This window comes from Alphaproteobacteria bacterium, assembly GCA_023898725.1.
Classification (GTDB): Bacteria; Pseudomonadota; Alphaproteobacteria; order JAUHZC01; family JAUHZC01.
Window position 1 is genome coordinate 471,346 of record CP060236.1, and the last position, 15,241, is coordinate 486,586.

12 protein-coding genes are annotated in these 15,241 nt (G+C 45.1%); 3 read left to right on the plus strand and 9 right to left on the minus strand.

What is annotated here, in order from left to right:
• Positions 1-6: 6 nt before the first annotated feature.
• Positions 7-1,338, minus strand: a complete 1,332-nt coding sequence (locus H6849_02105; GenBank protein USO01814.1) for a peptidylprolyl isomerase — start codon at positions 1,336-1,338, stop codon at positions 7-9.
• A 47-nt stretch (positions 1,339-1,385) separates the two neighbouring features.
• Here H6849_02105 and H6849_02110 point away from each other — a divergent pair, with 47 nt between their 5' ends.
• The 3 genes from H6849_02110 to H6849_02120 are packed head-to-tail and all read left to right on the plus strand — an operon-like array spanning position 1,386 to position 5,761.
• Positions 1,386-2,483, plus strand: coding sequence for an LptF/LptG family permease (locus H6849_02110; protein USO01815.1), 1,098 nt, complete (start codon positions 1,386-1,388; stop codon positions 2,481-2,483).
• Between the two features lie 32 nt (positions 2,484-2,515).
• Positions 2,516-3,583 carry an LptF/LptG family permease gene (locus H6849_02115; protein ID USO01816.1) on the plus strand — a complete coding sequence of 356 codons (1,068 nt, stop codon included), beginning with the start codon at positions 2,516-2,518 and terminating at the stop codon, positions 3,581-3,583.
• Entirely contained in the window at positions 3,584-5,761 is a 2,178-nt protein-coding gene (locus tag H6849_02120; GenBank protein USO01817.1) for an LPS-assembly protein LptD, read from the plus strand.
• Here H6849_02120 and recJ read toward each other — a convergent pair.
• The 8 genes from recJ to H6849_02160 form a co-directional block, all read right to left on the minus strand.
• Positions 5,758-7,545: a single-stranded-DNA-specific exonuclease RecJ gene (gene recJ / locus H6849_02125; protein USO01818.1), complete on the minus strand. Its 1,788-nt coding sequence runs from the start codon at positions 7,543-7,545 to the stop codon at positions 5,758-5,760. The genes H6849_02120 and recJ overlap by 4 nt on opposite strands.
• A 124-nt stretch (positions 7,546-7,669) precedes the next feature.
• Positions 7,670-8,287, minus strand: coding sequence for a hypothetical protein (locus tag H6849_02130; GenBank protein USO01819.1), 618 nt, complete (start codon positions 8,285-8,287; stop codon positions 7,670-7,672).
• Between the two features lie 163 nt (positions 8,288-8,450).
• Positions 8,451-9,398, minus strand: coding sequence for an acetyl-CoA carboxylase carboxyltransferase subunit alpha (locus H6849_02135; protein USO01820.1), 948 nt, complete (start codon positions 9,396-9,398; stop codon positions 8,451-8,453).
• A 15-nt stretch (positions 9,399-9,413) separates the two neighbouring features.
• On the minus strand, positions 9,414-10,292 hold the full coding sequence (locus H6849_02140) for a tyrosine recombinase (protein ID USO01904.1): 879 nt from the start codon (positions 10,290-10,292) through the stop codon (positions 9,414-9,416).
• Between the two features lie 32 nt (positions 10,293-10,324).
• Positions 10,325-11,107, minus strand: coding sequence for a tRNA pseudouridine(38-40) synthase TruA (gene truA, locus H6849_02145; protein ID USO01821.1), 783 nt, complete (start codon positions 11,105-11,107; stop codon positions 10,325-10,327).
• On the minus strand, positions 11,097-12,101 hold the full coding sequence (locus H6849_02150) for a methionyl-tRNA formyltransferase (protein ID USO01822.1): 1,005 nt from the start codon (positions 12,099-12,101) through the stop codon (positions 11,097-11,099). Before H6849_02150 ends, truA begins: the two co-directional genes overlap by 11 nt.
• A complete protein-coding gene (def, locus tag H6849_02155; GenBank protein ID USO01823.1) occupies positions 12,094-12,645 on the minus strand; it encodes a peptide deformylase in 552 nt (183 codons plus the stop codon). The genes H6849_02150 and def overlap by 8 nt, the downstream gene beginning before the upstream one ends.
• Before the next feature lie 89 nt (positions 12,646-12,734).
• Positions 12,735-14,822 (minus strand): oligopeptide transporter, OPT family, encoded by a 2,088-nt coding sequence (locus tag H6849_02160; protein ID USO01824.1) that lies wholly within the window; start codon positions 14,820-14,822, stop codon positions 12,735-12,737.
• Positions 14,823-15,241: the final 419 nt, after the last annotated feature.

The window sequence follows — 15,241 nt, forward strand, 5'->3', positions numbered from 1 at the left end:
CGCGACCTACTGTTTGGAGCCCTCTAGTGCTGTGTGTGTAAATGAAGAGCGGACAATGCCGGAGTTTGTGCGATCCTCTGTGTGCGCTCGGCGCATAAGCGTATTCATTTCTCGCTGTGAAATTTTGGCGATACGGTCAGCGCGCATATGCATTTTGATTTGCTGCTTAATAAGCTCTTCACCTGTGTACTCTTTTTTATCCACCAAAACAGTAATATACCACCCCTCAGGCCGAACAGAGAGCGGCAGCGTTTCTCCAGGAGACATTTTCCGAAAAGAAGCGAGCATTTGTGGGGCGATTTGCTGGGATGTTATGTGATCATGAGACTTTATTTGGGTATTTTTAATGCCCTTCAAAAGACTGCGAAGCGTTTTTTCGGACTTTGCATTTTTGTGAATGGTAGGAATCCTAATCCGCAGTCTGTTTTTTTCACCCTCATCCCCATTCTTGGGGTTGGGAATGAAGGCCTCAACATAGGAATAAAAGGTTTCTGGCTCAACAGCTGGGGCAGTATCTTTTTTATCTTTCATCATGATAATATGATAAGAGCGGGGTAGGGGCGTCAATGATGATGTTTTCCCAATGCTCAGATTTTTGGCAAGATGCTGAATCGGTGGATCAAGTTCATGAAGAGCAACCCATCCCACATCACCCCCAACGGAGGCTGTCCCACTTTGGGATACTTGTTGGGCTAGAGCGCGAAAATCAGCACCATTGTCCAGGTGTTGGAGGACCTCATAACCTGTTTGCTCTGCATCCCTGCGAGATGCCTCGGAATCAAAAGGCAATACAATCTCATAAAAGTGAACATGAGGAGTCGATTGTTGTTTTTTTACAAGAGCGAGACGCGCATCAATTTCGGCATTGGAAACAGTGATAAAGTTTGCAAAGCGCTCAGAAATTAGCATTTGCCACGCATAGTTGGCTAGAACATTGAGACGCAGAATTTTCAGGCTAATGCCCTTTTCAGCAATAAGTTTTTTAAAAAAACCTGGTTCCTTGTTATTCATGTGCTCAAGTCGTGCCAGCGCATCATCAAACTCTTTATCTGAAAATTTAACACCTAGTTTTTCTACATAGCCAATTTGCAGCATTTCACGGACTAATAGCTGAAGCGCTTGTTTTTTATGTGCTTCACGGGCCTCAAGTGTATCCGGTTGCCCTGTAAAAAGGAGTAATAACTTTGTTTTGTGTGTAAGATCAAAGTTGGAAATTGGTAGATCATTAACAGTGGCGATTACTTCGTGATCAGCAGCTATAATTCCAAAGGAGGCAGTGAAAAAAATTGCAAAGATCCCGAAATAGCGATACAAAATGCGAGGCAATGTGTTCTTCATACGTTTTTGACCCTGTCCTGTTTGATTTAACGAAATTATAGCCCTGTATGTTTATTAGTACGCGATACATCTTCAAGCAACTTTTTTTTACGACATGTGTCATTATATCGGTTGTAACAATAACAGTGTGGATGACCCAAACTTTGCGATTCACTGAGGTCATCGTGCAAAAGGGCTTTCCAATTGCTACTCTTTTAAAGCTTTCTGTACTCATCTTACCGGAGATTATGACGGTTGTGTTGCCTTTTGGGTTTTTACTCGGGACACTTTTTGTTTTTTATCGCATGGAAGGAGATAATGAGCTGGTTGTTTTGCGGGCCGTGGGAAACAGCAATCTTGACATCACGCGTCCGGTTCTTCTTGCGGGGGGATTGTTGGTGATTATAACAGCCCTGCTCACTATGGTTGTTGTGCCCAAAACGAATCAACTATTTGTGAAGACACTGCACAAAATTCGCAACACAACTCCCAATTTTTATATTCAAGATCGGCAGTTTCTTAACTTTGATAATCTGACAGTTTATGTTCGCAAAGCACAAAAAGGAAAAATTCTTGAAGGGCTCTTGATCCATGATATGCGTAAAGGGGGATCTACAATCACGGCGCGCGAAGGTATTTTTTTCCGTAAAAATAACCGTCTACACATGACCTTGTACAAGGGTGTGCGACATGAAAGAAATCCTGACACGCTTCAGCCAACCCTTCTTATGTTTGAGCAATACGATGTTGTGCTGAACGAAAAATCGGAAAGTTCAGGCTCTATGAAGGTAAGTGTTCATGGCCAAACAATGAAAGATTTGTATACCTACCCCCCCCACCTCCATGCATATTTTACCCTTAATCAAGCCTATGCTGAGTTCCACAAGCGCCTTCTAACGCCCACCCTGATTCTCCTTTTTGGAATTTTTGGATCGTTAAGTATGCTTCTTGGGTCTTCGCGCCGTAGCCAGCGTTATGAAAAAGCCTTTATTGGCGTGATCCTTAGTGTAACAACGCAACTGTTACTAATGGGGATTTTCGGACTTGCAAAGCGGGCAATATGGCTGAATGTGGTCGGCTATATTTTTCTGGGAACACTTTTTCTGGGTACACTTTCTGTTTTGGCAAAGCCCCCTGCCTCTCTTCGTAGGTGGTGGCACACATGATGAAAGTGTCATGGAGAATTTCTTCGTATTTAATGATGAATTTTATTCGGTGGTTCTGTGTAATCGGAACTGCTTTTGCAACGCTTATTTTTCTTGTAGATGTGATGAGTATCTTTCGTCGGGCGGTTCTGTTGCCTCATATAAGCACCTTGCTTGTAATTAAGATGGGGCTATTGCGAGTCCCCTATTTATTTGAGCAGGTTGCTCCGATAGTGATGTTAGTTGCCACCATGGTGTGTTTGTGGTCGCTCAATCGTCGTAATGAGCTTGTGATTATCAAAGCAATTGGGGGTTCGTTTCGCCAAATCATGCTTCCGTTTCTGTTGGTAGGCATTGTTATTGGTGCAGTGGATCTTGTGCTGTTAAATTCATTATCACGGTTTATGGTGAAGCGGTTTGAGTTTCTTGAAGCGCGACATCTTCAGCATGGCGATCAACAGTTTTTGGCTTCTGAGAATGGTATTTGGACACGGCTTATCGAGGAGAATAATTCACGCATTTACCGCATTGCTAGCATTAATCGAAAAACTGGCGTTTTGCGGGGAATATCTGTTCTTTTCTTTGATCGCGCAGGGGTCACTCTTCATAAGCGCATTGATGCAGAACTCGGACAGCTTGATGGTTATGGAGCACTAAATCTTGCAAAAGCGTGGATCGTATCTCCGGCCTCCCCTCCCTATTATGTTGAGACAATCAGTGTGCAATCAAAGCTTCAGCAAAAAGACATTGAAGAGCGCTACCTTAATCCCAAGCTGCTTTCTTTTTGGCAAATTCCAAAAATCATCCACCTGCTTGAAAAATCAGGCATCATTGTGGATGCCTATTCACTTTATTGGCATGCAAGCTTGGCCCGCGTTTTTTGGATGCTGGGAATGATTTTAGCTGGCGGTATTTTCCTAATGCATCCCTTGCGAGAGGGTGGTGTGATGACGAAAAGTCTTTTGACGCTTGGCGCCGGTTTTTTTCTTTTTACATTTCGGGAAATATCTCTGGCGATGGGGTTATCGGGGGTGCTACCAATACAAGCAAGTGCCTGGATACCGGTGGGTGTAAGTTTGTTCTTACCCTTGGGTATGTTGATTCACAAAGAGGAAGGCTAGATGTACACAATGCAGCATGTATGGGAAACATTACGTTTGATAATTTCTCTTGGAGTAATTATTTCGTGTACAAGTGCTGCAAAGCAAATGCACAGTCCTGCATTTGTTTTTCGTGCGGACAGTATCCTTGTGAAAGAAACCCCGACCCAGATAGAGGCAAACGGAGATGTTATTCTTTCACACAAAGGCATGCTTGTGCGTGCCGATAAAGTTATTTACGAAAAAGAGTATGATAAAGTAACAGCAACAGGAAATGTGCAAATTGAAAACGCTGAGGGCCATACCCTTTTTGTGGACCAAGCAGTCCTAACAGAGGATCTGAAAAAGGGATATATTTTTCGTATTCGTGCTCTTTTGGATGCGCATACAAAACTGACTGCTTTGGAGGGAAATTTTCAACAACCCAAAGCCGCAAACATGAACTTTGTCCGTTATACGCCGTGTATGTTTTGCCGCAAGGATCCTTTATCCCAACCTTTGTGGCAGTTGCGTGCACGTAATGTTCATTGGGATATGGAGAAAAAAGACCTCTCTTATTCAGATGCCACCTTTGAGGTAGGGGGTGTCCCTGTGATGTATATTCCCTATTTTTCTCACCCGGATCCCTCTGTAGAGCGTCGCTCGGGTCTTTTAACGCCCACGATACGCGGAGGAAGTTTTGGCCATGTTGTGGAAACACCCTACTATATTGCCCTAGGAACAAATAAAGACTTCTTGCTTACGCCAGCGATAGGCACACAGTCACAAATTATGAATGTCCGCTACCGTCAACGCTTCCATAACTCCATCCTTTCTTTAGGAGGAAGCGCAGGGGTTACACATAAAAATCGTCCACGTGAAAAAGGAGGGATGCGTGGCCATATTGATACGACATACGCCATGGATATCAATGAAAATTGGCGCGGTAGAGTTTCTATCAAACGCACATCAAATCGTAGTTACGCCCGTCTGTACCCCATTGAGGGGCTTTCGCGCGCGTCATATTTGACATCCCAAGTAAACGCCGAAGGTTTTTACAAGCGCACTTATATCCATGCAGAAGCCATTACATTCCAACCGCTCCTTGAGAATGATAATGCACATTCCATGCCTTTAATCCTACCTTCTATTGATGTGAACTATCAAACAGCCCCACAGTGGGCGAACAGTTATTGGAGTATTGATGGCAGTGTATTAGGTTTAAGCCGCTCACGCGGGGAGTCTGTGCACCGCATTCATGCTTTGACCCAATGGAATCTTCCTTACCAAAGCCGCCTGGGGGACGAGTATAAACTTATTCTTGGCGTGCGTACGGATGGCTATGTTTATCGTCCTGACAACGCAGCAACTGATGTAAAAACATCGCCTGTTATGAACCGTCGCAACCTAACCCGGGCTGTTCCCCATGCTGCTCTTCATTGGAAATTACCGCTACTAACGCATGGTTTTTCAAAGCCACTTATAATTACACCAATGATCAGTGTAATTGAAAAGCCCAAAAAAAATTGGAACAACAAATTTCCTAATGACGACAGTCGTATCCGTGAAGTGACGGATATCAATCATCACCACACCAATCGCTTTGGTGGGATCGATAAAGTAGATCTCGGCAGTCGTGTGAACTATGGTATTAAATGGGCTCTGTATAACGCAGGCTTACGTCCAACAACTATTTATCTGGGGCAAAGTTATAGCTTTGCGTATCCTAACGATTCCGAAAGACCCATTGGTGCCTCAAAACGACGCACAGATTATGTGACGCGTATGTATACAAATCCCCATGAATATGTTGATGCTTACTATCGAGGACGCTTTACCCAGGATAAGTTTGCTGTGCGCCGCCATGAATTTACAGCAGGCGTTGGACCCTCCATGCTAAAATTGCACACCACGCTTATATTTATTCGTAAGGATAGAAATCCTACGGATGAACATGGTCAGCACCAGATTACAAGCTCTGTCTCATCCCAGTTTCTCAAGCATTGGTCTTCAGAGGTTGGTTTCACCCGGAATCTATCAAACCCTAAATTTATCCTCAAGCGTTTTGCCCGTGTTGCTTATGAAAATGAGTGCCTAAAAATGGAGTTTAGTATTCAGCGTGACAATTTTTCTGGCACCATTTATACCAGTTCAGGAACCAGTTATATGGTTCGTCTGCATTTACTAACGTTTGGCAATACGCATGCTTTTAAGGGCTAGGGATTTGCTTCACATACGTCCGATATAATGAGTTGGGGGCGCTCATTTCCGTTCCACGCATTAAGGCTAAGTGTTCCCAAAAAGTGACAAGGCTTTCCCTTATTCATATGGATCATATCCCCTAAAATGCTTTGGGATGTCCGAAAAGCGATCCCATCTAAACGTCCGCCAGCTGCATCACTGAGTGTTAGACCTATGTGTTCGCCTTTTATATCACGAATATGCTCAATGATTGCATGTGTGATGATACATGTGGGTGTGGGGTTGCCGTTTCCATACGGAGCAAGGGTATTAAAGTTTTTAATCAAATGTACCGTTGCTCCGCTGGGTGAGAGAATCATATCGACATCAGTATGGGGATGACTGACAGCATTGATTGATACTGCCATATTGGCCCGGCTTTGGAGTGCGTGAATATTCTCTTCATGTACTGTAAGACCAGCAGCCATTGCGTGCCCTCCCCCTTGAATAAGAGTCCCACTGTTCACTAGATTTTGCATGATGTTTCCCGCATGAATGCCGGGAATAGACCGAACGGAACCTTTGACAGAATCGCCACTTCCGCACAAAATTGCTACGGGTCTGTGGAACATATCTTTGATGCGGCCGGCTACAATGCCAATAATGCCCGGGTGCCAATCTGATTGATGAATAACCAAAAAACGCACGTTTTGTGACACAAGATCTTTTGCGAGGTGGCTCGCGTGGCTGATAGCTTTCTTCTCTAAATCACGGCGCTCGTTATTACAATCCTTCAGTTTCTCTGCCAACAAACGTCCCTCATCCTTATGGTCGCTCAAGAGAAGTTTTGTGCCGATATCTGGGGATCCTACACGTCCTCCGGCATTGATGTGAGGACCAATAACAAACCCAAGGTGGTAGGCATTTGTGATTTCTTTTATTCCGATAACTGCCATAAGTGTCTGTATGCCTGGTCGAGGGTGGCGTAATTTATCAAGCCCCCACTTTACAAAAGCACGATTAAGCCCTGTAAGAGGCATCACATCACAAACAGTGGCAAGTGCAACAAGATCAAGGTAATCCCGAAGGTCTCCTTCAGGCGCCTGGTTCCAATACCCCTGTTGGCGCAGGGCACGATTAACACCTACCAGATAGATAAAAACAACTCCTGCGGCACACAGATTTGTGAGGTTTGATGTTTGGTCGGGCCTATTGGGGTTTACAAGCGCAAAAGTATCGGGGATCTCTTGCATACTATGGTGATCAATTACAATAAGATCCAGTCTTTGTTTTTGGGCGAAAGCCAAAGCCGCCGTTGCGGTGCTCCCACAATCGAGTGTAATGATCAGCGAACACCCTTTATGCTGAAGGCGTTCGATAAGATGTGGTTGTGGGCCGTACCCATCAAGAATCCGATCCGGAATAATAAAATGACACGCAACATGCATGTGCTTTAGATAATGCACCAAAATGGCTGTTGAGCATGCACCATCTACATCATAATCACCAATAATGCCGATTGTCTCTTGGGATTTTATTGCTTGGATTAAGCGTTTAACGGCACGATCCATATCATGCAAATGACTGGGATCAGGCAGCAATTTTTTGAGAGTAGGATTGAGAAAATCCCCGACCTCTGTTGGATTGACGTGCCTCATAGCCAACAATTGGGCTAGTGTGTCGTCAAGCCCTGCTTCCTCTCGTAAAGCCACGCAAGCCGCATGGTCAAAGAGACGGTATTGCCAGGAACGCCCAGAGGCTGTTTTTTTGCCCGCGCAGATAATTTCCGGGACCTCTGGTTTCGTTGCAACCATTGTATTCATAGAAAAATCGAGAGGGTGTATAGGATCAATGAAGGCATACTACCCAAGGATTGCAAACAACACCATAAAAAACCACACTCTGTGATAGAGCGTGGTTCATGGCTTGGGTGAGAGAGGCGATAACTTAAAGAGCACGACGCAAAAACTTCACAATAGCTGTGTTGATACGTTTTTCCAATTTGGGATCGCGCCCGCTGACGTCTTCAAATTTTCTGTATAACTCGTGAACAATAAAAACAATTCCCATAACGCCGTGATACGTTAAATTTGCATGTTCTTTGCTGAATGTTCCAGCGTTTTCAAGTGTAGAAATCATGGTTAACAGATACTTATAAAGATCCAGCTTTCCTCCTTTTTCAAACTCTTTTTCTGCCTGAGCTTTGTAGTACTCTTCATTCATGCGACTTAACTCATGATCAATAAAGCGATACTTTGTTGCTGCCCTTTGGACGGAAGAGTTTTTGCTATTCTTCTGTAAGTATTCCGAGAATTTGGGAAGTTGCTTCAGCATTCCCAGGTATTTTTTTGAAAAGCTTATGGCGCTTTGAATGCTAATATCCCTACGCTTTTCTGCAGCAGTATTCGCAATAACACCGGATAGCACGCGGATTTCTTTATTGGCCTCTTGAACGCTTGCGTAAAAGACAGGAAAATTAAACTCAGAGGATGTCCCTGCTTGTATTGGTGTATATGTGTTGAAAATGAATACACAAGCATTGAGGAAAGATAAAATTTTTCGCATGATGATTTCTTCTGTAGCTTTGCGTAGTATGATAACAGTGAACCCCTAATATTTTATTAATACCGATAAATATTCACTGTTACTAATTATTTGTTTTTAAAGGATAATATTTATATTAATACTTTTATTAAAAACAATTATTCCGATTGATGGTTTTATTTTCTTAGGATACTTTGCGGGAAATATGGAGGAAACGGTCCCACCGGTGCTGGCGTATATCACCATCGGGGATGCGCATAAGGCGGATAAGTTGGCGCTCAAGCGCATCGCCAATTGCTGCCATGGCGTCTTGCCGGTTACGATGTGCTCCACCAAGGGGCTCTTTGATCACTTCATCAATGATTTTAAGTCCAAGCAAGTCCTGTGCGGTTAATTTTTGTGCAGTGGCGGCCTCTTGCTTTTTATCAGCTGTTTTCCACAAAATCGCCGCACAGCCCTCTGGTGAAATCACGGTATAAATAGCATGTTCAAGCATGCAAACGGCGTTCCCTGCACCAATGGCAATAGCCCCTCCAGACATCCCTTCCCCCGTAATAATACAGACAACAGGCACGCGAAGGTTGAGTGTAACCTCTATACTTTCAGCAATGGCTTGATGTTGTCCACGCTCTTCTGCTTCAAGTGCGGGATGAGCCCCAGCCGTATCAATAAAAGCGACTACAGGGATTTTAAAGCGGTTTGCCAGCTTCATTAAGCGTTGAGTTTTGCGGTATCCTTCGGGAAGAGGCATTCCGAAGTTGTGGCGAATTCGGGATTCTGTGTCGTTTCCTTTTTCATGACCAATTATAACGCAGCGGGTTCCTCGAAAGCGACCAATGCCACCAATAATAGCCCGATCATCCCCAAAATTGCGATCACCGTGCAGCTCAGTAAAATCGGTGATCAGATGATCAATAATGGCCTGAGTGTGTGGACGATCTGGATGGCGGGCCACCTGTACCGTTTGCCAGGGAGTAAGGGAACCATAGGTTTTTTCCAGGAGTGTATGCACTTTTTCACGCAAGCGGGTGATCTCTCCTGTGATACTGAAATCTGTTGATGATAAGTGTTGGAGCTCGGTAATTTTGTTTTCAAGCTCAATAATCGGTTTTTCAAAATCAAGATGTACCATCGTAAGCTCCAAAAATTATTCTTTTTCTTTAGCACGTTGTGTCAGGGGATGACAACTCTCAACCAAATCTTTGAGTGATTCAGGCAAGATGTGCGTATAAATTTCTGTGGTATTGATGCTGCTGTGTCCGAGAAGTTTTTGCACGCTAATAAGATCAGCCCCTCTAGCTAATAAATGCGTGGCGAAGGCATGACGGATGACATGCGGAGAAACTTTGCGGGCGTCAATTCCCACAGAAAGCGCAAGCTCTTTGATTAACTGGTGAAATCGTTGGCGCGTAAGGTGCCCCAGAACCCCGCGTGAGGGAAACAGAAAGGGGCTTGTTCTTGCGCCGAAAGAGTCACGCAAAGGAAGATACGCATCCAGCGCTTTGATTGCGTGGTGCGTAAGAGGAATAAGGCGTTCTTTGCTGCCTTTTCCGCATACCCGCACCAAGTCATGGTTTTGGCTTTTAATGAGACTATTGCGGGCCATTGAAACAAGCTCAGTAACACGCATACCCGTGGCGTAGAGGATCTCCATCATGGCTGTTAAACGCAAGCCCTCTATGCCCTCTTTGTCGTGACTAGCTTCAATCAAGCAAGAAACCTCTTCCACACTGAGGTGCTTGGGAAGAGTGCGCCCTAAGCGGGGTTTTTTCAGGTATTGTGTAAGGTCTGTTTCAAGAACTCCCTCAGTAATCAAAAAGTGAAAAAATTGTCTTAAGGCTGAAATGCGACGACTAACAGTAGAAGATGCCATTCCCTGACCATACTCATTCTCCAGAAAGGTATAAATTTCCTCCCGCGTGAGATTTTCAAGCCTGGTTTTCCCAAGGATACCCTGTACTTTTTGTAAATCTGTTTTATAAGCAATGCGTGTGTTGTTGCTACATCCGCGCTCTACCCGAAGCATTTCATAAAAGTTCTCCAGATGTATATCCCAGTTCACTCAATCCCATCCTGCCAAGTTTTGATCAGTACCTCGGGATAGTCGACCTTCATAAAGCAAAGCCCATAAGGTGGAGCCGTCGGTCCAGCAGCAGAGCGATTACGTGCTGCGAAAATGCCTGGAATATCTTGCGGTTTAAACTTACCCTTTCCAACCCACATCAAGGTTCCCATAATGTTGCGCACCTGATGGTGTAAAAATGCACGGGCGGAAACATTCAGGTGTAGTTCATCTTCGTGCGCTATGAGGGTAATTGACTCTAGCGAACGAATGGGGTTTGTCGCTTGACAGAGTGATGCGCGGAAGGATGTAAAATCCTGTAGGCCCTGAAAATAGGGTATAGCTTCTTGCATGGCATCCCGATCAAGGTTCACAGGGCAATGCCACACCTTGTTGTGTTCATACGATGGAGGCGCACGGCGGTTGAGAACTCTGTACCGATAGGATCGCCGGAGTGCAGAAAATCGGGCGTGAAACTCACTGCTTATCTGGCTCACCTCTACCACACATACGCGATGTTTCCTGAGGTGACTATTTATTCCTTCCCGGACTTGGTGGGGGGTGTAGGAACGCTCAAAGTCTACGTGAGCTACCTGTCCGAGTGCATGAACGCCAGCATCCGTGCGCCCTGATCCCATAATAGAAATGTGTGAAGGATCGGTCTGTGTAAACTTACCGATCGCTTCTAATAAGACACCTTGTACAGTAATTGCAGTGGGCTGCATTTGCCACCCAGCAAATCCCGTTCCGTCATATTCAATGGTGAGTTTATAGCGCACGTGAATGGATCACACAACTTCCAGGAGCCATCGGAAAACCCCGTAAGAACGGGATGATATCTTGGGGTTCTTTTCCTGCTCGTTGGACCGTCTCGAGACGCATGGCCCCTCCTCTGCATCCAATATGCATACTATCTGGACTAATTTCCCCAGGTTTCATTTCAAGGGTAATCACAGGGGTTGCTTTGAGTACTTTAATGCGCACACCATCGTAGGTAAACCAGGCACCTGGCCAGGGCGTATGTCCGCGGATATGACGGTCTACAAAAGATGCCGACTGTGTCCAATCAATCCGCCCCGACTCTTTGGTGAGTTTCCCAGAGTATGTGGCCAGGGTATGATCTTGGGGGACAGGGATAATGTTCCCGGCACAGTATCTCGCAAGTGTATGCGTCAGAATCTCAGCCCCTTTGTGGCATAACACATCATGAAATTCCCCTGCTGTTGTTTTTGGTGTAATGGGCACAGCAACATGTGCTAACATATCGCCGGCGTCTAATTCTCTCACCATCTCCATGATGGTTATCCCCCCTTCTGTATCACCATAAATGACTGATGCATGAATGGGGCTTGCACCCCGCCACCGGGGTAGCAATGATCCATGGACATTAATACACCCGTGCGTTGGCACATCAAGATATCGCTGTGGCAAGAGTGCCCCATAGGCCACGACGACACACACATCAGGAGCAAGGGCACAGAAAGATTCATAAGCATCAACAGGGGATAGTTTCTCGGGGGTAAAAAGGGTAAGGTTATGATCCTCAGCACAAAGATGCACTGGGGATTTCTGAGGCTTTTGTCCCCGATTAGCAGGACGAGGAGGCTGTGTAAAGACCCCGACGATTTCATAGAGAGTATCTTTCTGTAGAAGAGCCACTAGGCTTGGTACAGCAAAGTCGGGGGTTCCCATAAAGACAACACGGAGCGGTTGTGTGGGAGAGGCCTTTGAAGTTTTACTCTTGTTTTGACTCTTAATTTCCTTATCAGGCATCGGGTGTGTCTTCTTCAGGAAGCGTTTTATAAAAACGTTTGAGTTTGGCAAGGCGTTTAAGGGCCATTTTTTGCTTTAGGGGAGAGAGATAATCGATACACAGCTTTCCATTGAGGTGATCAATTTCGTGCTGAATGCACACAGCAAGCATTCCCTCGGCCTTGATGTTTTGAGGATCTCCATTCTCATCCAAATAGTGGAGACGTATACATGCGGATCGCGTCACTTTTACCCGGTATTCCGGAACTGAAAGACATCCCTCATTGTTTGTCGTTGTTTCTGGGCTTGACCAGATAATCTCAGGATTGATCATCTTGTAAACACCAGAAGAGGCTGCCTGAGGGAGATCCTCACGCAGATCTATGACAATCATGCGCTTGTGAATATTGACCTGAGTTGCTGCAAGTCCTACACCATTATCGGCGTACATCGTTTCAAGCATATCATCAAGCTGTTTGCGTACAGCACCGTTGACTGCAACCACTGGTGTTGCAACAAGGCGCAGGCGATCATCAGGAAGCGTTAAAACCTGAAGACGTGCCATGGCTGTGCTCCTTCATCAATGAAACCACCTATCCTTGCTATACTGCAGGCGGGTAGGTAAGTGTGTTGCGCCCTCCCTACGTCGGTTCTTTACAGAGACCTTGAGGTACGGGAACTGATAGTATATAGATAGGCGCACATGAGAGCAAATACAACAGTACCCCCAATATTTTGTGCGAATACACTCAAATTCAACATTTCTTGAGAATCGCGCATGGACGGCACGGAAACAATCATGGCGGCAATGGTAATGCCAATAAGAGCTTCACCCGCAACAAGCCCTGACGCAAAAAGCATCCCTCGCCGACGCGCAACCTCTACAACATTGTGAAAGTGAATGCCAAGAATCCCCCGTGCCTTGTCAAGCTTCTTTGTAGCATAAAGAGAAATCAACCCCCCAATCAAAACAGGAAGTGTAATCTCTAAGGGCATATATACACCAAGAGCAACAGCCAATACAGGGAGACGGAACTCTGATCCACGCGCGCGCAGAACCTCGTCTACTGCGATTACAAGAATGGCTGCGATTCCACCAATGGTCACCATGCTCCAATCAAGAGAGTGCGTAAATACGCCCTTGGCTACCATGGCCATCATAGCTGCTTTTGGTGCCCCAAGAGCCCGCGCAGGGTCCATTCCTTCTCGTGGCATAACATCCCCAATACCATAAGCTGCAAAAAGCACGTTAAAAATTGGTGCCATTAATAATGACCCAACAATCACACCAACAATTAGCATAACCTGTTGTTTCCAAGGTGTCGCTCCGACTAATTGTCCTGCTTTCAAATCTTGAAGATTATCACAACTTACGGCACCTGCACACGCGACAACGGCCGCTATGATAATCGAAATACCGGCAAGGGTTGCTGCAGAAATAGCCTGTCCGAGATCGTTTGACATAAGCACAAGCAACAACAGAGACACAAACATTACGGCCATAATTGTGACGCCAGAAAGGGGATTATTTGATGAACCTAAAATCCCCGACATATACCCTGCAATGGCTGACACCAGAAAACCGAGCACAAGTGTTGCTATAATGATTGCCATAATCACACCCGCATACCCAAGACTTGTGAAGGACAGTGATTGCGGATCAAACAAATTATGTGTCATCAGAATAAGTGGCAGACATAAAGCCATAATGCTCCATAAAACATAGATAAACGGAATATCTTGCTCCGTGCGTAAGATTCTCACTTTGGCACCCGAGGCTGATTTTTTCAGCGAACTCAAGGATGAAACAATCGCACGACGCATCGGATCAATAAGGTGCACTGTCGTCCACAATCCTCCCAAAACCATCATGCCAACACCAATCATACGAATCTTTGAACTCCAAATAATCATAGCTGATCCCATCACAGAGCTAGCCTCAGGAATACCTTCTATGTATCCAAAAAGTGGTAAGGCTATAAACCATGCAACAACACCACCGATTGTCATACTAATACCAACGGGATGCCCAACGATATAGCCTGCACCAAGAAGAACAGGACTTAGCCCAATGCTGCCACCAATAAGCGTACCTCCGGTTTTTGTCCAAATACCGATTGATTCTGAAAAAGCCACAATACCAGACTGACCAAACTTCAAAAGTGTGGCACCAAGACCCCCAAGAAGTAAGTCCTTCGCTCCCTCGGACGTGGAACTTTCTCCCACTTTCAAGACTTCGGCTGTGGCAACACCTTCAGGAAATAATAGATTCCCCTCAACCACAAGGGCGCGACGCAAGGGAATAGAAAACAATACGCCAAAAACTCCACCGATTCCCACAATAAGAGAGGTTTGCCACATGGGGAATGTGTCCCAATACCCCATTAATACAAGAGCGGGAAGGGTGAACATTGTCCCAGCAGCGACGACTTCGCCAGCGGAGGCGGTGGTCTGTACGATGTTATTTTCCAGAATATTGGCATTTTTGAAAAAGCGCAAAATAGCCATCGAAATCACAGCGGCTGGAATAGTAGCTGAAACGGTAAGGCCAATTTTAAGACCTAGGTAAGCATTTGCTCCTGCCATTGCAGCAGAAAGAAGAATACTCAAAATAAAAGACTTAAGGGTTATTTCGGGTAACCGTTGTGATGAAGATATATAGGGTGCTGGGGTATCACTGTCGGCGCGCACAGGCGTAGGTATTTTTTGGATGGCTTGGCTTGTCACAGAGGTTATACTCATTTGTTGTTGTATTTCATTTTATCAAACCACAGACTTTTGTCTAGCGCGTATAAACTGTCAAGGAATTCTTACGCTATTTTTATTATACGTTGCGGGATAGCAAGAGGTTATACAGATGCTTCTTCTGTTGTTTTTACACAGTGATAAAATCTAAAATGATTATAATTTATGGGTATGTTTGTGTGTGCTGCCTTGCTGTATTAGTGAATTGCCATGACTTGTGAAAGGGCCAAATTTAGCAAAGCTTTGCAAAACTCTGAGAGAACTTAGGCAGGATGCCCATTTTTCATGGGCACGTTCCGCGCACAAAACGTGTTGGTAATTTACAATTTTTGCTGTAGGGTGTGGGTATGAGTTTTCCGCCTGCACAATCAATGCGGCGGTTTTTGGACAAGCTATTAAACTAACAATCCCCAGTC

Coding starts and splice junctions, on each gene's coding strand:
- H6849_02105 (USO01814.1), bottom strand. CDS start 1,338: ATGAAGAACACATTGCCTCGCATTTTGTATCGCTATTTCGGGATCTTT.
- H6849_02130 (USO01819.1), bottom strand. CDS start 8,287: ATGCGAAAAATTTTATCTTTCCTCAATGCTTGTGTATTCATTTTCAAC.
- recJ (USO01818.1), bottom strand. CDS start 7,545: ATGAATACAATGGTTGCAACGAAACCAGAGGTCCCGGAAATTATCTGC.
- H6849_02150 (USO01822.1), bottom strand. CDS start 12,101: ATGCCTGATAAGGAAATTAAGAGTCAAAACAAGAGTAAAACTTCAAAG.
- def (USO01823.1), bottom strand. CDS start 12,645: ATGGCACGTCTTCAGGTTTTAACGCTTCCTGATGATCGCCTGCGCCTT.
- H6849_02135 (USO01820.1), bottom strand. CDS start 9,398: ATGGTACATCTTGATTTTGAAAAACCGATTATTGAGCTTGAAAACAAA.
- H6849_02115 (USO01816.1), top strand. CDS start 2,516: ATGATGAATTTTATTCGGTGGTTCTGTGTAATCGGAACTGCTTTTGCA.
- H6849_02110 (USO01815.1), top strand. CDS start 1,386: ATGTTTATTAGTACGCGATACATCTTCAAGCAACTTTTTTTTACGACA.
- H6849_02160 (USO01824.1), bottom strand. CDS start 14,822: ATGAGTATAACCTCTGTGACAAGCCAAGCCATCCAAAAAATACCTACG.
- H6849_02120 (USO01817.1), top strand. CDS start 3,584: ATGTACACAATGCAGCATGTATGGGAAACATTACGTTTGATAATTTCT.
- H6849_02140 (USO01904.1), bottom strand. CDS start 10,292: ATGCTTCGGGTAGAGCGCGGATGTAGCAACAACACACGCATTGCTTAT.